This is a genomic window from Pedobacter rhizosphaerae (genome assembly GCF_900111155.1).
Classification (GTDB): domain Bacteria; phylum Bacteroidota; class Bacteroidia; order Sphingobacteriales; family Sphingobacteriaceae; genus Pedobacter; species Pedobacter rhizosphaerae.
In genome coordinates this window covers 1-21,253 of sequence record NZ_FOGG01000033.1, presented here as the reverse complement: position 1 = coordinate 21,253, position 21,253 = coordinate 1, and the positions used below count along the sequence as shown (strand labels likewise).

Below are 21,253 nucleotides of genomic sequence, written 5' to 3'. Positions count from 1 at the left end.
TGAACAATTGATGAGGATTATCATCAATGAATTGAGCTTTTTTGGCAAGCAAGAAAAACACACAACTCGCTATAAACTAAGCAAATAAAAATAACAAACTGCTATTATGGCGGGATAAAAGGATTTAGGAATTACACCAAATAACCTGGGCTAAACCCAGGTTATGAATTGTTTTATTTCAAATTCTCAATGACAAAATGCTCAGTATAGGACTTAATGAGATTCCGCACTAACAAAAATTGCTGCCACACCTCTTCTTCAGTACCTGTGGCCTTTGCCGGATCGGGAAAATTATGGTGTAACTTAATGGCCTGGCTTGGGAAAAACGGACAATTCTCCTGTGCATGATCACAAACCGTGATCAGATAATCGAAATTAATGTGTTTATATTCGTCAATATGATTAGAGGTATGTGATGAGATATCTATACCATCTTGTTTCATCACCTCTATTGCTTTCGGATTAACACCGTGTGTTTCTATCCCTGCGCTGTACACTTCGGCTCTATCGCCGCAGAAAAATTTCAAATAACCTTCAGCTAACTGGCTTCGACAACTGTTTCCGGTACATAAAACTAATATTTTCTTTTTCATCATTTAGCAACAACCAGATCCTGGGGTACAACTTTCTGTAGAGATTGATAAGTTCTTCAAAGTCACCTTCGGCTTTTCTACAGCAATGCTTGGAGCGCAACATTCTTCTCCTTTGGCATCTGTACCGCAGCTTTGCCCCCTGCTAATCGCCTTACATTGTGTAGCATCAGGAATGAGGTTTACAATGAAATTTTCTCCACTAACATTAAATGCTCCCGGATACATTTGTCTGGTATCAAACGATGAATTGCCGAACTCTATCTTAACTGTACCATGAGGATTTAAGGGGAGCGTTTTTTCTACTAAGTCAATAATAGATAATGCCTTACTCACTGGCATAGCGCGCTCAGTTTCCTGCACACTCGGTTCCCAGAGCTGTACAATAATTTCTGTCCAGCTGTTCATTTTTCCGCCGCAATCAACCGATACTATCGGCGCTTGCTTAATTTCGGTTATGTGATACGAAGCATCTACGTACTTCCCTTCCGCATACTCAAATTGTAAAGTCAAATGAGGATGTTGCTCCAGGGCAGCCCTGAATGTCTGCCAATTGGTAAAAGAATTATTAATCATAATATTGCAATTTAACGATTGATTCAATGATAAAAAAAGCTTAACAACAGTTTGTTTCAGCTTTGTATGCCCCCATAAAAGCGCCGAATTGTTTCTCTAATAATTTCCAGGTTTCTGGATTAATACAATAACAAACCCTTACACCTTCAATAGTTCCCTGAATAATTTCTGCATTTTTCAGTTCTTTAAGGTGCTGGGAAATAGTTGCCTGCGCCAAGCCTAATTCTTCAACCAGATCGCCACAAATGCAGGACTTTGCTGCAATAATTTGCTGCAAAATTGCGATGCGTGCCGGATGTGCCATTGCCTTGAGTAATCCGGCCAGGCGGTTTTGCTCTTCTGTAAAAATTTCTGTCTTAGTGAGCCCCATATATATCGCAATATTACGATTGTATTTTAAGCATTCCAAATCATTCGCAAAATATTATTCAAGACGGGCTATAATCTTTGAAAGTCGAGGTAAAACTGATGAAAGCGTTGAGCCAAAACACCTACATGCCTTATTTTGTGACTTAAATTATCTGTTTGCTGTAAATAGTGATATTCTTGATCGTGATAAAATCTTTGCAGCACCTCTTTCAAAACACGATCACAGCTTAGATTCATCATAATCTCATCAACCTGCTGTTTATCTGCTGCAATTTGCGCTGTATGCTGACCAGATAAATATATTGAAGTAATGATGGCATTAATCCGATAGAGTGTAATTTGCATGCCGTATAGCGACTTAAAATGAAGGCGTTTCGTCATGGGTTCTAATTTCGCCGAATCAATTGCTTCAGATAATTGCGCAAAGCTCATATTGGCATTTTTTCTCACCATACGCTTTGCGGTTTCAGTATTATTCCCCTTCAATGAAAGTGCCATCAATAAAAAATCGAGCGTATCGTTGGCAGCGTTTGTCAATTTATTAGCCAACTGGCGACTATCCCATACTGGAAAGATATAAGTAGCCACAATCGAAATTAAACATCCGATAGCCGTGTAGATGATTCGATCGTGAATAATGTGATCGAAATGGCCGTGATAACTACCTAAAGTCAGAATTACGGCTGGTGTAATAAACAATACACTGATGGCATAATTGAGGCGGTTAAAGGCATAAAATCCCAACAAAAAAATAATTGATAAAGAAATAAGCACTGCCGGACTTTTAATAAAATAAATCAGGGTTAAACCAATAGCAGCACCAACAATGCTCCCTTGCAAACGTTGTTGATTTCTCTTCCAGGTAAGCGAAAATTTGGGTCTTGCTACAATTACAAGGGTTAGAAACAACCAGTAGCTATATTTATTGGGTTCAATCTGCCATATCACCAAAAAACCAATAATAAAGGATATGCTTAAGCGAAGGGCGAACCTAAAAATTGGCGATTTCAGAGAAAGGTGTTCTCTGATGGAGAATTGATCGCCGGTAACAAAAATCGGATAAACAATTTCCGGATCAAAAGTTTCTGCTTTTCGTTGTTGAGGTACCTGGTTTTGCCTGATCATTTCTATATTCTGAGCAATAGCATCCATATTGGCACCAATTTTCAAAATTACTTCTTTGGGGATTCCACTTTGATTCAGTTCTTCGATGGTTAACAGCTGCCTGATTTGATCATAATCTTCTACTCCTGCTACTTTTCCTGCAAATGGTTTTACCGCGCGCACATGCTTACCCAAAGCTTCTAAATCGTCGGCAAGAATCTCAATTAACCGGGAAATCAGCTGCAAGCTGGGATGATCGGCTAAAGCTTTACGCACAAAGGCGTAATCAAAATGCACTGCATTTAACTGTCCATGTAAATCAATTAAAAGTAAGGCGCGCCCCAGCAGTACCTGTCCCTTTTTATTCTCTGGTCGCATGGCCAATTTATCCGTTAACAGCAAATTACGGATGAGTTCGTGCTTTTGATTCACTTTAATGTGCAGCTTAATCGCTTCTTTTTGTTCAGGATCAAAAGGAATATTCAGATCATAGTTTTTAGCCTTCGATCTGAGGAAAGCAGCACTGCTCATTAGACATTCAAAAATGGCATGATGCAAGGATCGATATGGCCGAATCAGTACTTGTAACATACTGATCAGGTAATACCAAATCCCTCCTAACAATAAATATAAACTGAAATGAACTGGATTTACCGGGTGCAGGCCCATTACAAATGTGCTCACAATGAGCGCCATTGTACCAATCAGGCCAACTTTACTCCCATAAACAGCCGACATAGAAAAAACAAATGCCAAAATGGTTACCAATGAGGCCAGTAGAAGGGCGTGGCTTAAGGAAAGTGATACAAATAAGGTGGTCAGAAAAAAAATAAGAATGCTGTAGATGGCTGTCTTCAGCTTATTCAGCTTATTATCAGGTAGATCGGTCAAACTAATTAAAAGTGCACCTACCCCAATACCCGTAGCTGCTTCTACATTCCCTAAGTAGAAGAAAATAAATATCGGTAAAACTACAGTAATGGTATTTCGAACTGCATCAGAAAAATACTCTCCTAAAAAGAAATAGGTAATACTGGCACTTATTGTTTTTTTATGAATCATTTAACGCAAATACCTGGTTAGTTCAGGCCGCAAAGGTAAGCTGTTTGATTTTATATCTTGTCTGCTGGTGATAAAAAAAATAGTTTGTAATACCCGACCTTTCTGTACAACTATAGCGCAGCAGGTTATTTCCCATCATAAGGAATTTCTTTCTCACTAGTACTTAATCGATTAACTTAAAATGAATTAACGAAAAGTGTTGACAAATATCATTAAAAAGACTACTTAATAATACAACTTAAAAGGTAATATGTTAACTTTATTCCAGATTAAATCAACGGGACGATTTAGATTAAGAAAGGGCAATTCTTCGGGTTGCCCTTTTTTTGTTATAAGTTTTGGCTAAAGTGTGAGGTGACCAAGTCCTCCCTGGTTCGTGGCGCACGAACCAGTTCCACTGAAAACAACCACCCCGCCTATGCACCGCCTCGCACACCCCCTCCTTAAAAAGTAGGGGAGTTAGATTTTCGATTGTGTATTATAGGTGTGAGTTTGATCGCCCTAACCCCTCTAGTCCCTAAATCACCCAACTTATTTTGAACCATATAAGCCATGTAAGAAAAATAAGCCCGGCTTTGTGTGCTCTGTGGCTTAACTTGGCGTGCTTTGCGGTTAAGAAGTGTTATAGGTTGTGGGTTACGTGTTATGAGGCTTAACCCCAAACCGCTCTTTTTCTCTGTGAAAAACTTGGTGTTCTCCGTGGTTAATATGAATAATGGATTAAAAGTTAATCAAAAGAATCAATAAACTAGCTCGCTACTATTGCTTAACAGGTACTCAGGCTTTAATCCTGCAGTGGTTTTCACATCAGTAAATTTAACCTTTTCAGCCTCTTTTACTGATACCTTCGCATCTGCTGGAAGAACAATATTGGTAAAGTTCACATTTTTTAGCCGATGTGCAGGATCTTTGAAACCATTAATATCTATTGCGTATCCGACAGGTGAAGCCATCGTCATATCTATATTCTTAAACATAAAATTTTCAAATGTCGGAATCTCTGGTGCAGCCTCTCCATCATTGTTATAGTTTACAGCAGAAAACACGGTAATTTGAAGCAACTGGCAATCGATAACACGCACATTTCGCACGTAACCACCTCTGTCTTTAGTAGCTTTAATCTGCATTCCATGAAGCAGGTTACCGGCCTTACAATCTTGAACCAAAACCTCAGTCACTCCACCAGACATTTCGCTTCCAATGGAAATTCCATGACCACGTTTGAAATCGCAGTGGGTAATTTGTACATTTCTGGTAGGCTTAGCTACAAAAAATCCTTCGGGGTTTTTACCCGATTTGATAGCAATACAATCATCTCCCGTATCGAAAGTGCAATTAAAAATATAAGAATCAGTAGAAGAATCCGGATCTATACCATCGCCGTTTCTGATGTTTTTAGTGATGATGTTTAAATCATGACAACTTATATTATCGCTATAAATGTAATGAATGGTCCAGCATGGAGGTTCAGTAATTGTTAGTTTCGATAAACTTACATCCTGACAATTCATTAAACAGATTAGGCGGCCACGACTCCTTATTCCACTGGTTTTAGTCATCGCCTCCCCTAATTTCCTTCCTCCTCCCATAATGGTTCCACCACCGGTAATTTTTAAGTTTTTTACGTTATAAGTTCCATTTCTGTTGAGGGTTCCGGCATTAATTAAGCTGGCATAGGTTTCCATTTCCCAGCCCTCAAAACGGTTTAAGATCATGGGTAAATAATCTTCAACAGCCGTTGTTCCTTTTAGCACGCCGCCTGTTTCGATATAGAGCGTCATATTACTTTTCAAATAAAGTGCGCCAGAAAGAAATGTTCCTTTAGGAATGTACACTGTACCACCTGACTGACAAGCATCTATAGTCCTCTGAATAGCCTTAGTATTGTTTATCTGGCTATCCGCTTTAGCTCCATAATCTAAAATATTGTAAATCTTTCCTTCAGCCCTTGTTTTGAAACGGATAGTATTCAATTCGCTTGATCCACCCACATTCAGTTTGGTGGTAACCTTTATCGTGTACCAGGTATTAGGCTTCAGCTGCTCAAAACTATAATTGGTTTTATTGGTAGTTTCCAGCTGCTTACCATTAACGGAGAGTTGGTAAATCGGATTTTTTTCTGAAGATTTATCCCACAACAGCGTTACGCTTTTTGAATCCAATGTTCCGGGAGCAATCATTAAATTGAATTTATGCTTTAGACTAGCCAAAACCTCTTGTACTTGTAAAAAAACAAAAAGAAACAGTATTAAAGACCGGAAGTGTATCATTCGATTTAAATTTGGTTAGCAGATAATGATGATGTATCAACAATATCTGCTTCAAATATAAAGGGATTGTGAGATTAACTGTCCTGCGGTATACTGTGCTTAAGTCCATAGTCTGAAGTCCGTAGTACTAAGTCTATGTTCTAAGCGAGTTTGTCTCTCGGGAATATCAAAAACCCAAACAAAATCGTCATTGCGAAACTGGCATGCGCGAGTTGAAGCAATCTTTTTCTGAAGTACTAAAAATACATTCCCAAAATAAGCTCTTCGGCTCTGCCCCGCAATGACGATTTCAAAAGAGGTATGATTAGAGCGAAAGTCAAGCCATCTTTCCTACCTCCCTTTTACATCTTAAATATTCCCTTCAACATCCACTTGCTTACCCAGCTACTTTTTCACTTTCAAACACCTCTCCGAAGTGCCTAAAAGTATCATTCGCTGCGCGAATAGCTTCCCCCTCCTGTTGTTCGTTTGTTGCATTTTGGTTGAGTACGGAGACAAAGTTTCCCCACATCATCCCTGTTGCTTCGCCATAGCCTGAAAAGAAGGAAACGCCCTCAGTGATCCCTCCTTTTTCGAGCATCTTAACAATAATACTTCCACCCATTATCGATCCTTCTAATACGTATAGCGCGCCCAAGGCTTCGATAGTATTGTTAATTGCTGGAACGGTAGTAGCTGGTAAATCGTTAATATCGGCACCTAAAGCAATGATATCGGCCTTGATATAACTAGAATTTCTTCTTTGTGGATAATCTGGAAGCACATCAGCCACAATAAATGGTTTAATTATTTCTTCAATATGGCTAAAATAGGCATAGAAATGCTTTAAAAGGTCGGCGTAATCGCTATTTCTGCGAATAGACTTTAATTTTTGCACTACTTTTTTCTCTAAATTCTGGTGTTCGGCTTTAGTTGCCTCTTTAATACTGCTACTTAACATGTTTTGTATCGATTTTTAATGTTCAAAATTTAATCTTTATAAATCCGATAGGTTATGCCTACCAGAAATACCCGTCCAGGTTGTCCGGGAATTAATCTATCGGTATAATCTAAAATATTATCGGCAGTAAGCCGAATGCTTAAATGTTGCTTAATGAGCTTTTTCTCTAAGGCTGCATTCAATAGAAAAAAGCCTTTTACGAAAGTATCATAGCGATCGATAAACTGATTTCCATTGCGATCGCCAAAAGGATATTGACCACGGTAATTCAGCCTGAGGTTTAAACTGGTACCCCAGGGCCGATACTGATAAAATGCCTTTACATTAAGCATATGACGGGATCTATTTTCTATCCCCCAATAATCTGATGGTTTAGGCGCATAAGAATTACCTGTTGCGGGATCATGAATATTTTGGTTGTAGGGCCAGTTTCCCTGCTTAATGCTGTCTATTACGCTCAAGTCCTTCGCAATTAAATACTGGTATCCTCCACCAATTTCTAAATCCTTTATCGGGGTGTAAGTCAGGGATACATCTACCCCTTTATTTACGGCCTTCGGAAGATTTTGATAGGTAAAAATATTTCGGTTACCACTTCCAGTAGCTATCTGAATGCTGTTGATTTGATTTCTTAGGCTGTGGTGAAAAACACCTGCTTCAATTTTAATATTTTCTTTGGGTTTCCATTCAAGCCCTAAATTTAAAGAGGTACTTCGCTCTGCGGCCAGGTTTTGATCCAATTGATTAAGTAAGTATTGCCTGATTTCACTAATCTGTCCCTGACTTTGCAACTGATTGAGGGTTTGCCGCAACACCTCATTTCCAATAACCAGATAATTTGCAGTCGGATTGTAAAAGACAAGGTATCTGGTTTTAAAATCAGGTGCCTTAAACCCTGTGCCTGCTCCTGCTTTAAAAATCAGCGTGGGAAAAATCCGAAACTGTAAACCGAGACTTGGATTCAGTTTACTTCCATAAGAATTGGTTACATCATAACGGAGCCCGCCAACGAGCCCAAGCTGTTTACTCAGTTGCCAGTCGCCCTGTAGATAGGCAAACCCACTGTTAATTGATCCGGGCTGAGTTAGGGAGATATCATTCATATTTTCGATACTTGCACCCAAGCCACCAGTAAATTTCAGGGCATCACTAAAGCCATAAGCAAACTGCTGTTCAAAGCGATGAAGTTGTTGGGTAAAAACATCCTGTGTAATGTTTGTATTTTGCTGCTGCCAGTCTACTTGCTGATCAGTTTTAAAGTTAGTGAAGTAATAACGGCTCATGCTCCTCCATCCCGAACTAAAATAATGATCGAAACTTGCCGATAAGTTAAGGTCGCGTTCATCCTGGCTATCGGCCGAAACAATCCCCAAACCGAAATCTTTAGACATAAATGATTTGCGCAAGCCATATCTTCCACTCAGCCCTAGGGTACTATTTGGACTTAAGCGATAACGGGCTCTTCCCTGTAAAGCATAATTGTCATAAGGCGGTGCCGTTGTGCCCAGCTGAATATATTTTGGATTGGTGTTAAAACCATCAGTACGGTAATAGTTAGCCGAGATATTGGCCGATCCGCGTTGTGCATGGAAAGGTGTCTCGCCTTCTAAGGTAATGTCGGCGATGTTAAGACTTCCATATTGAACCGCTGCCGAACCCTGCGCTTGCAATGCCCCATATCGGGTGATGATATTAATCGCTCCCCCAAGGGCCTCGCTTCCAAACAAACAGGAAGAAGCCCCTTTAATGATCTCGATTCGCTCAATATTAGAAACACTGATCCTGGAGAGATCAAAGTTTCCACTATTACGCCCCACCATAGGCTGACCATCAATTAACACCATAACATACTCGCTTCCAAACCCTTGCATTTGCACACCAACAGATCGGGCACCTCCACCAATATTATTAACAATAGCAATTCCAGTTTGCTCTTTCAGTACTTCATCTAATCGCCGGCTTCCCATTAAATCGATCGTTTTACGGGTGATTACCTTTACCGGCATCGCACTGCGTTCTACTTTTAATAGATTATCTGGAGTATGATAAGTTCCTGCCACAGACACCTCTTCCAAATGATGCTGATCAGACTTTAATTTGATCACTAGCCTGGGATTGTTCCCCGCAATAACCTTCAATTTTGAATGATGCGGAATTTTTCCAACCATCGTAATCTCAATCGAATAATTGCCTGTATAAACTTTTTTAAAGAAGAAATTTCCTTCAGCATCAGTTTCGGTTACATGTTCATCAGGAGATAAACGTACGGTAGCGCCTGAAAGGCCCTTACCCAAGCTATCAGTCACAGTACCCTTAACGCTGCCGAATTCCTGTCCCTTTGCTGTGTTTACCACAGTTAACAATATAATTATTGATAAATATTTTAACATGATCTATTCCTCATTCCATCCATCGGTGATATGTTCTTTATTTAATCGGTTTAATTTTTCAGCTTTAATCTTCGCTCAATCGCCCCTATTGGCATTGGTGTATCTATAGCCCGGGTAAAGGATGGATTAGTTTGTTGAAGCTTTGTTACCGATAATTTAGTGCTCGGACTGCTTCCATTTAATAGCGCAATTGCCGCTTTAAGGCAAGGTTCTTCAGGGTTACCCAAATCGGGATTACTTTCCGTTTTTATTGCGATATCAGGAGCCATGCCTGTGAAATAATCAGACCAGCCTGCGGCATTACGGATGAGGAAGCTGCTTAAAAATACGCTGTACTGATCGATATTGATCCCGAAGAAACCAAGGGGCTTCCCATAAGTTTTCTCTCCAATGAGTTTAACCTCAAAATAGGGTTTTAAACAGCTAATGAGCATTTCACTTGCTGATGCTGTTTTCCCGGAGACAATAAAATAAACCTTTTCCACACGTTCTAAAGTTCCTTTTTTATTAAAGTAATAGGTATTGCCCTTTTCGGTGTAATCCACATCGGCCATGGTGGCCATACGCCCGTTATAAACCACCATTTTACCAGCGTTATCTAAATAGGGCTGATACTTTAAAATCGTTGACCGTCCAGCCTGCATTTGGGCATTAAACTGCTCGCTATACATCACTTTACCATTTAAGGCACTCGAAGCAATCTGATTTGCAAAATACTCTGCTGTTTCTGTATAACCACCACCATTATCCCGCAGATCAAGAACTAAATAGCTGGGATTACCAGCTGATAGAGCAGCGAAACAAACATCTATTGCCTCCTTAAAAGTGGATAATTTTGGAAAGGAGCTTAGCGCAATGTATCCGATATTTTTTCCATTACTACTTATTATACTGCTTTTTACTATCGCTGATGCATTTGTACTGCCAACATCGGCAATATGGCCTCCAGTGCTGCGTCCAGCCTGCAGGTAAGAATATTTTGGACTTCCCGGATAAACCGGTAGTTCATAAGCCGACTGCGATACAGGGTTTATTTTGATCTGTGAAATATCCAAAAGTTCCTGTTTAAATGCCGTTAACTCTGGGTTAATGCCCGAATATCTATTTCTTGGGTTAAATTCTGCATAGGTTGGCAAGGCATCATTCCAAAGATAAATCTGCCTGGCATAAAGGAAAATAGAATCTAAAGTGAACTGCGTACGCGTACCCGTTATAGGCGAAACTATTTCCTCATCTATTGGGGCAATTGTTTTTTTGCAAGCAACTGCCCCCAACAGAATGAACAGAGAGAGGGTAACGTATATTATCGGATTAAATATGCTTTTCATTTTTCCAGCCTTTCAGATCGAAATCTATTCTGTAATGGTAATTCTTCGGCTTGAAGAGGTAATCAGTGCAACCTGATCTATCGCTGCGTTGTGATACGGGCCACTATTGAAGCTATAATTAAAGTAAAAGTAGGTACCCAAAGGAAAGTCTGCCGGAATGGTAAACGTAATGGAATTACCCGTTTTAGCAGAAATGATTAGTGGATAATAAGTGCCTGCAAAGGCAGTGGAAAGGCCGGCTGAGGTAAAGTAACTCGCATCCACCACACCCGTAATAGTAAAACTATCACCCCTCTTCACTGTTTTGGCGGTAAAAAAGGCTGCACTCATTACTGGCGCCAAAGGAGCTACAGTGTAGGTTTCTGTACTGGTTGCCGTTCTATACCCTGAAACCAGTTTGAGCTTGAATTTCGTACTCGCCGGCCATTTTTCTTCGATAAGTGGATCTACAGCCTTAATCAACGTCTCTCCATTATTGGAAGTGATCTCGACTTTCAACTGCGTTTGCTTGCCATCATTCGTAACCATGTACAAATGGGTTTTAGCGGTATCAGTGTAAATATATCCTTTAGAATTTAGTAAAATTGAAGTCCCGTATCTGATTAATGTTGCATCATTTACCACACTTGTTTCATTAACTACGTTAAATGTTCCTAAATCGGGCTGATTAACGATGGCTTTAATTTGGTATTTTTTAATGCTCCCATCTTCGGCAGTTACCTGATAGGCTTTACCGGTTTTAAAAGGAACTGCTGTACCGGAGGCCGGAGAAATACTTGCCCTTTCAGAAACAATAATATTTGGGGTAATGCTTGCCGGAACATCCTGGAAGGGTGGCCAGTAAACGATTATATCTTGACCTACAATACTGGCTTCAATTTTTGAGCCATCTGTAGTGGTTATATTAAAATTCTCGATGGTATTGTAAGGATAATCAGTATATTCTTTTTTGCAGGCTTGAAAAACAAGAAGCGACATGAATAGCATAAGCAGGGCTATTGTGCGGCCGGCAAATAAATAATTATTCTTCATTTTGATCTGGTTTTTGTGTTGGTTGGTAAAGAAATACCATTTTTAATGCTGAAAAAATAAAAGCGGTAATTGATGTTTGGTGTAGAAATAACCGAAAACAAAATATTTTAATACTTTTGTCTCCGGTTATTACTGGTTAATAATCCCTGAGCTTGTTTAATCGGGCTTGAAGGTCTTTAGAAACGGGAGTGTAATTTCGAGGTTATCTCCCGTTTTAATTCCCCAAAGCATTATTATTTAAGTTTTTTGTACTGGAAAGATACATTTCCAAAGAATTTACCAGTCGATCCGTCTGCTGTATAGCCAATAGTGGTTAACTGGGCAACATACAATTCTGTAGGGTTGCTGATGCTACCTGAATAAATTACGACATAACGGTTAGGTACCGCAGCATTGGTATGGCTAGCCAAATCGTAAGTATACCATCCTGGTCCTGGAGTGTTATAGCCTAATGAACTAACTGTAGCAGTAACACTTGTTAAATCTGAAAGTGCAATATTTGACAATGTGATAGCTGTAGGCGTGCTGAAATCTTTATAAGCTAAGGTATATCCGGAAGCTGGATTGATTACACCATCCCATGCACCATTAAAGATTGCCTGATGTGGAACTGAACTGGTTACTGTGCTGTTATCATCTAAATCGAAGTAAGTGGTTCCCCAGTTACCAGAAGAACCTGGATTATCAGAAAGTGGTGTGGTAAATGCGGCGTTATTTAAGGCACCAACAGTTACCGAAGCGGTAGTTGCATTTAAGCTTAATTTTTCTGAAGTACCAACGGTGTCTTTTTTACATGCGGTAATGGTCATCGCTGCAAGGGCCAGGCAGCCTAAAAATTTAAAAGTTCTTTTCATAAGTTTTTATCTATCGTTTTATATAAATGGGTTTTGAGTACCCAGGGATTATTCGGTAATGGTAATTAAGGCTGATTTTTTAGCATCTGCCCAGCCTGTAAATGAGCCTATAAACTGAACTTGGGTGTTTACCTGTGGAGCAGTAAGGTTGGCTGGTAACTGGATAGTGGCTTCTGTTGGCGTGTAAGAAACAATTGGAAAATCATAAGTTACCCCGTTAATTATTCCTTTTAGGGAAGTAAAGTTCAAAAATATGGTCCGGGCGTTAGGCACAATTTTAAACGTCCCCCCTGCCTTTACCGTTGGGCCAATAAATGCAAAATCGGGTTGAACATATTTTAAGGCATATGAAGTTGAATAGGCCGTTTCATTGAACACCTTAACCTTCACTTTATAGTTCCCTTCCGCTATAACTGTTGGAATCATCAGTGAAGTGATCCCCACATTCGATCCTGAAGCGCTAATTACGAAATAAGCCGGATCTGGCTTAAGTGCTTCAGTTTCCTTCCCCTGATCATCTACTAAGGTTACGGTAATGTCTGACGCATTGGTCGTGTAAAAATTCCCCCCAATGCTAATGGGATTGTTTGGTGCAAATTTATAACTGTATGATACTGAAGCAACCATCGGTTTTTCCTGAAGCACTACAATATTAAGCTTATACGTATTGGTGCTCTGGTCTGCAGCAACTACTGTATAACTTACATTCGCATCGGTTAACTTAACGGGCAATATTGCCGATTGCAGCCTAGCGCCTGTGGATAAACTGATTTCCGGATCAATGATGTTGAGTTTACTATATGCCGGAATGTATACCGTAATGGTTTTCTTTATCTGGTCAATTGCACCAAAAATAGTATCGGTAGCAGAAATCACTTTATATTGGGTAATTTGATTTTGAGCTAAAGGATCAAGGCCTATCGTTTTTTTACAGGCAGAAAAAGCAAGGATAAGGACTGCGCATATGAGTGTTGCAATAGATTTCATTGTTTTATTTTGATTGGTGAATTGGTTAACTGGTGAGTTGGCTAACTGGAAAATTGTTTAATTGTTTAATTGTTTAACTGAAAACTGCTAACTGGAAATTGTTTAATTGCTTAATTGTTCAATTGTCTAACTGAAAACTGCCAACTGCCAACTGCCAACTGAAAACTGCTAACTGGAAATTGTTTAATTGCTTAATTGTTCAATTGTCTAACTGAAAATTGCCAACTGCCAACTGAAAACTTCCGACTGAAAACTGAACTACTTTATTTCAAACTTGCTGCTACCGGCGGGGACCAATACATATTCGAAAGTGAAATACATGTGTGGGGTGTCTCTGCTCCAGCTGGTCAGTGTATAGGCATCTTTGTAGCAACTAATCATTTTAATTTTGGCATAATTCCCTTTGGCTGTTCGTACCACAATGGTTCTGGCTGGAATGGTTGTTCCGTTCTTTAGGCTTAAGCTATTGGCACCTAATGCATAGGCTACATGCTGATTGGCATAAGCACCATCACGAACCTTGGTACCGTTAAAATCATACAGATACCAACCCATGCCTGCACCGTAATCTCCGGCATCATCGGTACCGATTACATCGGGCGTGGTTTTGAAACTGGCATCAGCCGGAATCTCGGTTACTTCATCAAAAGATTTAGCTAAAATCAAGATCCCTCCTTTTGCACTGGTGCCTACTCCGTGATTGGTTGCAGTGCTCCCATTATTGGCACTCAGAAAACTATTAAACAGGCCGCCAAATGCAACATCCCAACGGGTAGTTTTTACATAATCAGCTATTACACTGGCTTTGTTTTCCAGACTGAAATAAACCGTTGGTGCAGCGGTAGTGGTGTTGTTATCGGTTGTTGCGGCAAAGTTTTCTACCCTTTGTAATTTATAATATGGCACAGTACCAGCCGTTTCTTCCGGCTTTACCGGTTCAGGAGAAACTTCGTCTTTCTTACAGGCTGTAAAAGTTATAGCCAGCACAACAAAGGCAAACAGGCACTTCATTCTTAAGCCTCGGTTAACTTTCTTCATTTGAATATTCATTGGTTTATTTTGTTTTGAGGTTCTTACTTCCATCCTGCTGTACATAATATTTAAAAGTATAATATGGTGCAGGCCAATTGAGATCGGTTACGCTGGGTGGATTTCCTTTATATGCATTTATAAGCTGTAGTTTAGCATACTTACCATCGGGCAGCCGAATGGCATAAGTACGGTTTGGAATGGCTTGCATAATGTGTGTATTCAGGTTATAAAAAAACCAACCGGCTGATGCGGCTGATGAAGCCCAACCAATCTTGGTGATTTCACTGTTGTTGAACTGCTGATCTGAAGGGGCTTCGTTAACCAGATCGTAGGCCTGTTCCAGCATCACAACCGAACTTTGTGCTGTGCCTTCATAGCCTGGATTGTAAGCGTAATCCTTATCGTTTACATACACTTCACTATTGTATGGACCGGTAAAGGCCATATCCCAATCGCTGGTTTTTAACCACTGTACAGAATCTGCGGCGTTGCGAATCCAAATTTGCTTCTGATCTTTAAAACGGAAAAGGAAGGTATAAAATGCCCGCTGTTCCTTACCTGGTGTAGCCCCTCCCATTGCAGCCTGGGTATCACCTGCTAAATCGGTAATTACGGTGCTTTTCCCATCCTGAAGCGCTTCATTTGGGTCTTGTTCCTCTTTTTTACAGCTACCGAATAAAAGAACCGACAAGAGTAAACTTGTGCAGGCGATTTTGCCGGTTTGTGCTGAAGGATAAAATTTATTCAATTTCATTTTACGATTTGTTGGTACTCTGGAGTGCATTAAGTGATACGGGTATTATTTTTAATCATTCTAAATAAGAACACTGCAAACATCCATATTAACCGTCGGAAATGGTTTGTTCAATCCGTATTTAATTTTGTTCAATCCGTATTTTCTTTTGTTGTAAGCGTATTTTTCAGCGGAAAATATTACAAAAAACCCAAGCCAAAACGGCAAACTATAAAATCACAAAACACTGTACAACAAGTAATTAAATAAATAAAAGAAGGTAAAAAAATGGATTATCAGAAGATGAAAGCTGCTTCAGGGAGATTAAAACAAACTTGTATTTAGATTAATTAAATGCTTTTTTTGTTGAACAACATCACCCTATATAATGATTAATAGAATTCTTTTATTGTTTACCTTTCTGTTACTGGTGTCCTACTCAGAGCGTGTATTGGCTCAAGCCAAGCGGATTATTACCCTGGGCAGTTCTATTAGCGAAACCGTGCATGCATTGGGTTATGGTAGAAGTATGGTTGCTACTGATGTAACCAGTGTATCTCCCGAAGAGGTTAACCGATTGCCCAAAGTGAGTAAGAACCGATCATTATCCATTGAAAGTATTACCGCTTACCGCCCGGATCTTATTTTAGCGCCAGAGGGAGATCTTTCTAGAGAAACGCTCTTTCAATTTAAATCTCTGGGGATTAAGGTGGTAAGCTTAAAACAAGAATATTCTGTTCAGGGAGCCTTAAAATTTATCAGACAAATTGCCAGCGCCATTGGAGATAAAGCCAAAGGTGAATTGTTGGTTCAAAAAACCGAACGAAATATACACTTAACCCTTAGCCAGCTGAAGAAAGGAAATAAAATTCCTAAAGTACTTTTTATCTATGCCAGAGGAGTTGGCACCATGAATGTGGCCGGTAAAGGAAGCAGCATAGATGCCATTATAAAGCTGTCGGGAGGAAAAAATGCCATACAGGAATTTAACGAATTTAAGCCTTATACTACAGAGGCCTTAATTAAAAGTAATCCCGATATCATTCTGCTGTTCGATTTTGGACTGAGTAGTTTGGGTGGAAAAGAAGCTTTTCTGGATATGCCCGGCGTAAGCTACACCAACGCAGGAAGGAACAAAAGAATTATTGAAATGAATGGGCCATTACTGATCAATTTCAGTAACCGATTACCTGAAGCCATTAAAACCCTAAACAGCCGTATTTTATAAGATGAGAAGAACTATTATCTATGGCTGTCTAATTGTAGGTCTACTGTTAACGATTTGCATTTCATTAAGTCTGGGGGCAATGCCAATAACGATTAGGGAAGTAATTGAAACGCTGGCTCATTCAATGGGGCTTTTTGATACTACTGCCGAACCCGTAAACCAGGGGGTTATACTTTTTATCCGGCTTCCAAGAGTGGTAATGGGTATTTTAGTCGGAGCAGCTTTAGGCATTTCTGGCACTGCCATACAAGGTATTTTCAGAAACCCACTTGCTGAACCCAGCCTCATTGGTATTTCTGCAGGAGCATCATTAATGGCGGTATTAATCATCGCTTTTGAAGCGCTTTTGTTTAGTGGCTTAACTGAAATATTAGGTTATTATTTTTTGGCTTTTGGTGCTTTTTCGGGTGCCGGAATTACTGCCATGCTGGTATATCAGCTTTCTAAAACCAATGGACAACCGAGTGTTTCTACCATGCTCCTTACCGGGATTGCCATAAATGCATTGGCTGGTGCTTTAACAGGCCTGGTTACTTACCTGGCCGATGAACAAAAACTCCGCAGCATTACCTTTTGGATGATGGGGAGTTTAGGCGGTGCAACCTGGAAAAATGTTAGCTGTTTATTTCCTTTTGTATTGATTCCTCTTATCGGCTTGCCCTTACTGGCCAGGGGCTTAAATCTTTTTGCAATAGGCGAAAGCCAGGTTAGCCTCACGGGACTCGATCCCAACAGGATAAAAATATGGGTGGTTATATTATCCACAATGGCAGTAGGTGCTTCAGTATCTGTATCTGGTATCATTGGTTTTATCGGTTTACTCATTCCGCATATGACCAGGTTATTGGGTGGTGTAGACCATCGCTTTGTAATCCCTGTTTCTGCCTTAATGGGTGCGTTGGTATTGAGTATCGCTGATATGGTTTCCAGAATGATTGTACAGCCTATCGAACTTCCAATTGGCGTAGTTACCGCATTAATGGGGGCTCCAGTTTTTTTATATATCCTGATCAGGGACAAAAAGAAATCACTTAACTAAAAATTGCCTTATGCTCAGAGTAGAATCTATTAGCTATAAACTGAACAACAGACCGCTGCTGAAGGATATTTCCTTTAGCATCAGGGCTGGCGAAATGGTGGCCTTACTGGGTTCTAACGGAGCAGGAAAGTCTACGCTGATGAAAGTTTTATCAGGAGAACAAAAGCCCGATAGCGGGCGCATAATCCTCCATGGTGAAAATTTACAACACTATAAACGCAAAGCTTTAGCCCTGAAAAGAGCCTATCTGCAGCAACACAATCCAATAAGCATGGCTTTTACAGTGAAAGAAGTGGTAATGATGGGCAGATATGGTGTAGGAAATCCCTCAGCACCAGAACTGGATCTCGTAGCCCTGACAGAGACACTCGAAGTTTGCGGATTAACCGATCTCGCTGAGCGATCGATGCTAAGTCTTTCTGGCGGTGAGCAACAAAGAGTTCATCTTGCGCGTGTACTGTGCCAGCTTTGGAACAATAAAGAAGCACTACTTCTGCTGGATGAGCCTACAAACAACATGGATTTACAGTTTCAGCACCAAACACTGGCCATTGCGGCTGCCTTAGCCAAAAAAGGTTACATGGTTATTGTGGTGCTCCATGAAGTGAATTTGGCCGCTCAATATGCCAGTAGGATTATTATCCTCAAAGACGGCAGAAAGTGGTGGGACGGTACCCCGGCTGAAGTGCTTACACCACAGCATATGTATACAGCCTTCGGCATTCATGCGCAAGCCTATACCGATCAGCGAAGCCTGAAAACGATTATTGTACCACAGGAAATCAGGCTAGATGCAGGAGAATTTAACTCCAATTTATCTATTCAGCATCAAATACCTCATACCAATTTTAAAACTTCTTCCACCGATCAAAATGAAACCATAAACCTATTGTCCGTTCAAGCCTAAACCTTTACCTATGAAAAACAATCCTCCTATGCTAACTGCCTTTACCGCTCCTATTTCTATTATCGATTATACGGAACTGATTAAAGAAGAGATTATCGATAAAATCAGGATTTATTGCCGTTCCAGGCGTATGCTTTCTTCAGAAAAAAGAACATCTATCGCGCTCAGATTATTCGAAGTGAAGGATTTTATCCATCCTGAAACTTTGTGGATGATGCTCAAAAAAGAAAATATTAATGTAAGTATCGGCTGCGTGTATACTAATCTCCGATTAATGGAAGAAGCAGGCGTGGCTATCAGCCGGATAGATGGAAACCGACTGACTTTGTATAGGATTAGGTGATTCCCCTGTAAAAGGAGTATTCTATAAGGCTTCAGAATGCCAGTACCTGGATGTAAAACAAAAGAGTTTTTATAGTGCCTGATATAACTATTCAAGGTTGTATGTTGACAGAGTTATTTAAGATGTTTATATTTGTATTATAACTCACTATAAGTCATGGCAAAACCGATAAAAATAACACCAGTTCTAAGAGGTAACGATGCCACCAATTTTCTGAACTCTATTAAAGAGAACAGTACAAAAATGGTTAGTAAAGAGACTTTGGTTAACATCCGTGAACAAGCAACAAAACTTAAATCAATCTTTAGAACCAGATAAGTCAGTTGGAGTTTGCAGAGGATGTTGTTTTTTTTCGTTTAACTGAAGAAACTATAATAAAACCTTTTTTATCTAAGGATAAAGATCTAAACGAATTTCTATTCCAGGAAGCTAAACACTATCAAAAGAAGCTTTTAGCAACAACCCATATCATTGAAAACAGAAGTAAAACATTAGCCTATATTAGTGTTTTTAATGACACCCGGTTTGCGGATGAAAGTAAGTTTGTTTCGAAGAATCAAGCAAGAAAATTTGTTTTATCTCAGCTCCCTAGTCAGAAACGTCATATAAAAAGTTTTCCTGCAATTAAAATTGGTAGATTGGCTGTTTGCCAAGAGGAAAAAGGATTTGGAAAGCTACTCATTGGATGGATTATGGACTACGCAATTCATTGTAATGATACTTCCGCCTGTAAATTTATTACTGTGGATGCCTATAAAGTTTCACTAGGATTTTATGAGAAAATGAATTTCGTATATCTCTCTGATAAAGATATCAATCAAGATACAAGGCAAATGTATTTGGATTTAACTCCATACTTAAATACCTTTAAGAAAATAGTGTAAGTATCGCTCGAAAAAGATTCTTTACCTCAGATTACACCCTAACATCACTCGGTAAAATACCGTAGTATTTTTTGAAGGCATTGGTAAAGCTGGCCTGATGTTTAAAGCCTACGTTTATTCCTACTTCATACATATTTTTGCCTTCCTCCAGGATGAGTCTTTTGGCTTCTTCCATGCGTAAACGGGTAACGAAATCGTAAATGGTAGTGCCAAAATACTTTTTAAAACCTGTTCTCAGCTTAAATTCATTAAGCAAGATCATTTTAGAAAGCTGTTTATGTGTTGGAGGGTCTATATACTGCTGCTCTAAAATTGCTCTGGCTTCCTCCAGTTTGGATATATCACGGTCTTGCAGCGTTTCCTTACCCCCCTGAATATGCTGACTGAACTGCTCGAGTTGATACATAATCAATTCGGTTATTCTTGCATCAGTAAATAAGCGTTTGAGCTCTCCATTTTGCCTGCAAGTCATAATAGCATCTATAGATCTGCGCATTTCGGGTGTCATAAACAAATCCTGCTCTGCAAAAGAAGTCGAGATACCCTTTTCCATTTCCTGCACAAACTGCTCATGAAGCGGCGAATATAAATCAACCAGCCTTAAGTAATAATCTTTGGAGAGCACAATCAAGAAGTAAACAAATTCTACATCTGGCTTTACTTCATAAGATTCTTTTGTAGAGGGGATGTATCTGATATTGTGCCTGCTTCTTCCGAATTTACCAGCCTTTTCTTTGGTTGTGGTGGTTGTGCCTTTACTGAATATAAACTGACTTGTAATGGCCTCCCCTTGCACCTCTGTCATTATTCTTGCAGGAGCATCAAATTTCATTTCTGAATAAACAAGGAAAAGTCCATTCGTAGAGAGCTGATAATTTTTAATCCCAACGGGAGCGTCTTTTATGGTAATCGATTTTTCGGCTAATCGGTGATCAGAGACATAGGTGTCTGGAATTTCTTCCATAAACAGAAAATCTTTATGATGCTCTATTTTAGCTTTTACAATCATTGCGGTTAATTATGTTGATCATGGATGTTCAACAAATATAACATAATTATTTATATTCATTCTAAATAACAATAATTCTGTTGGGATCTGGTATCGAGTATCAAGTAGCTAGAATCAAGCATCGAGACTAGGAGCTAAAAGCTGAAAGACTAAAGCTATACATGCAGACTAAATACTAACGACTAAGTACTAATGCGAATTAAGGGTTAAAAATTGGTTTTAGGAAGCAGGCTGTCAACTTTCCGAATATATGTACGAGTAGTCCCCTTGTTGATCTTACCTTGCTTGCATTTTGTATCTGAGTTTTTTCATTTATCCAATTGAAGAAGGATTCTATTGGCTGTCTTATGGTAGACACTGCTTTGGAAAAGAGGTCTTTGTGAGCACGATCCATATTCTTCAGACAATCGGCTTTCCCCTGTGTCTCTCTTATTGGAGTGAACATTACTGATGCTTTTTCTTTGTATAGCCAACTAAAAAAAGGTTCGTCTCGATAGATCTTATCCCCAAAAAAGGACTTTGACTCAATTGATGACCAGTTTTCCTTGAAGATGGCCAGATCGCTTTCAGAAGCCT

At 39.6% G+C, this 21,253-nt stretch carries 20 protein-coding genes; 5 read left to right on the top strand and 15 right to left on the bottom strand.

Annotation, left to right across the window (positions count from 1 at the left end; genetic code table 11):
- Positions 1-173 precede the first annotated feature (173 nt).
- The 13 genes from BMX11_RS19580 to BMX11_RS19520 all read right to left on the bottom strand — a co-directional run bounded on the left by BMX11_RS19580 (position 174) and on the right by BMX11_RS19520 (position 15,288).
- Entirely contained in the window at positions 174-593 is a 420-nt protein-coding gene (locus BMX11_RS19580) for an arsenate reductase ArsC (RefSeq protein WP_090887736.1), read from the bottom strand.
- 3 nt (positions 594-596) lie between these two features.
- Positions 597-1,166 (bottom strand): DUF6428 family protein, encoded by a 570-nt coding sequence (locus tag BMX11_RS19575; RefSeq protein WP_090887669.1) that lies wholly within the window; start codon positions 1,164-1,166, stop codon positions 597-599.
- Positions 1,167-1,206: 40 nt separating this feature from the next.
- The gene (locus tag BMX11_RS19570) at positions 1,207-1,536 is read right to left on the bottom strand and encodes an ArsR/SmtB family transcription factor (RefSeq protein WP_090887666.1); all 330 of its coding nucleotides are present in this window, start codon (positions 1,534-1,536) and stop codon (positions 1,207-1,209) included.
- 68 nt (positions 1,537-1,604) lie between these two features.
- Positions 1,605-3,701 (bottom strand): FUSC family protein, encoded by a 2,097-nt coding sequence (locus BMX11_RS19565; protein WP_090887663.1) that lies wholly within the window; start codon positions 3,699-3,701, stop codon positions 1,605-1,607.
- Positions 3,702-4,441: 740 nt separating this feature from the next.
- Positions 4,442-5,881: a glycosyl hydrolase family 28 protein gene (locus tag BMX11_RS19560; RefSeq protein ID WP_217643881.1), complete on the bottom strand. Its 1,440-nt coding sequence runs from the start codon at positions 5,879-5,881 to the stop codon at positions 4,442-4,444.
- Positions 5,882-6,347: 466 nt separating this feature from the next.
- Positions 6,348-6,911, bottom strand: a complete 564-nt coding sequence (locus BMX11_RS19555; protein WP_090887657.1) for a biliverdin-producing heme oxygenase — start codon at positions 6,909-6,911, stop codon at positions 6,348-6,350.
- A gap of 29 nt (positions 6,912-6,940) precedes the next feature.
- The gene (locus BMX11_RS19550) at positions 6,941-9,301 is read right to left on the bottom strand and encodes a TonB-dependent receptor (RefSeq protein WP_090887654.1); all 2,361 of its coding nucleotides are present in this window, start codon (positions 9,299-9,301) and stop codon (positions 6,941-6,943) included.
- 50 nt (positions 9,302-9,351) lie between these two features.
- Positions 9,352-10,629, bottom strand: coding sequence for a S41 family peptidase (locus BMX11_RS19545; protein WP_090887651.1), 1,278 nt, complete (start codon positions 10,627-10,629; stop codon positions 9,352-9,354).
- Positions 10,630-10,653: 24 nt separating this feature from the next.
- Entirely contained in the window at positions 10,654-11,661 is a 1,008-nt protein-coding gene (locus tag BMX11_RS19540; protein ID WP_090887648.1) for a hypothetical protein, read from the bottom strand.
- A gap of 233 nt (positions 11,662-11,894) precedes the next feature.
- Positions 11,895-12,515: a hypothetical protein gene (locus tag BMX11_RS19535; RefSeq protein ID WP_090887644.1), complete on the bottom strand. Its 621-nt coding sequence runs from the start codon at positions 12,513-12,515 to the stop codon at positions 11,895-11,897.
- 48 nt (positions 12,516-12,563) lie between these two features.
- Entirely contained in the window at positions 12,564-13,502 is a 939-nt protein-coding gene (locus BMX11_RS19530; RefSeq protein WP_090887641.1) for a hypothetical protein, read from the bottom strand.
- A 258-nt stretch (positions 13,503-13,760) separates the two neighbouring features.
- Complete coding sequence (locus BMX11_RS19525; RefSeq protein WP_175474623.1) at positions 13,761-14,540, bottom strand: HmuY family protein; 780 nt, start codon at positions 14,538-14,540, stop codon at positions 13,761-13,763.
- 16 nt (positions 14,541-14,556) lie between these two features.
- Positions 14,557-15,288 (bottom strand): HmuY family protein, encoded by a 732-nt coding sequence (locus BMX11_RS19520; protein ID WP_090887635.1) that lies wholly within the window; start codon positions 15,286-15,288, stop codon positions 14,557-14,559.
- A 367-nt stretch (positions 15,289-15,655) separates the two neighbouring features.
- On the opposite strand from BMX11_RS19520, the gene BMX11_RS19515 reads away from it, so the two are divergent.
- From BMX11_RS19515 to BMX11_RS19495, 5 genes are all read left to right on the top strand, one after another.
- Complete coding sequence (locus BMX11_RS19515; RefSeq protein WP_090887632.1) at positions 15,656-16,495, top strand: heme/hemin ABC transporter substrate-binding protein; 840 nt, start codon at positions 15,656-15,658, stop codon at positions 16,493-16,495.
- Position 16,496: 1 nt separating this feature from the next.
- Entirely contained in the window at positions 16,497-17,534 is a 1,038-nt protein-coding gene (locus BMX11_RS19510; protein ID WP_090887629.1) for a FecCD family ABC transporter permease, read from the top strand.
- A gap of 10 nt (positions 17,535-17,544) precedes the next feature.
- A complete protein-coding gene (locus BMX11_RS19505; protein WP_090887626.1) occupies positions 17,545-18,441 on the top strand; it encodes a heme ABC transporter ATP-binding protein in 897 nt (298 codons plus the stop codon).
- 10 nt (positions 18,442-18,451) lie between these two features.
- Complete coding sequence (locus tag BMX11_RS19500; RefSeq protein WP_090887623.1) at positions 18,452-18,784, top strand: transcriptional repressor; 333 nt, start codon at positions 18,452-18,454, stop codon at positions 18,782-18,784.
- 323 nt (positions 18,785-19,107) lie between these two features.
- Positions 19,108-19,668, top strand: coding sequence for a GNAT family N-acetyltransferase (locus BMX11_RS19495; protein WP_217643880.1), 561 nt, complete (start codon positions 19,108-19,110; stop codon positions 19,666-19,668).
- Between the two features lie 31 nt (positions 19,669-19,699).
- Here the strand turns inward: BMX11_RS19495 and BMX11_RS19490 are convergent, their stop codons facing one another.
- Together BMX11_RS19490 and BMX11_RS24555 are read right to left on the bottom strand one after the other, a co-directional pair.
- Entirely contained in the window at positions 19,700-20,677 is a 978-nt protein-coding gene (locus BMX11_RS19490) for a helix-turn-helix transcriptional regulator (protein WP_090887617.1), read from the bottom strand.
- Between the two features lie 199 nt (positions 20,678-20,876).
- The coding region (locus BMX11_RS24555; protein ID WP_217643879.1) for a hypothetical protein at positions 20,877-21,253 on the bottom strand (377 nt) is incomplete at its 5' end.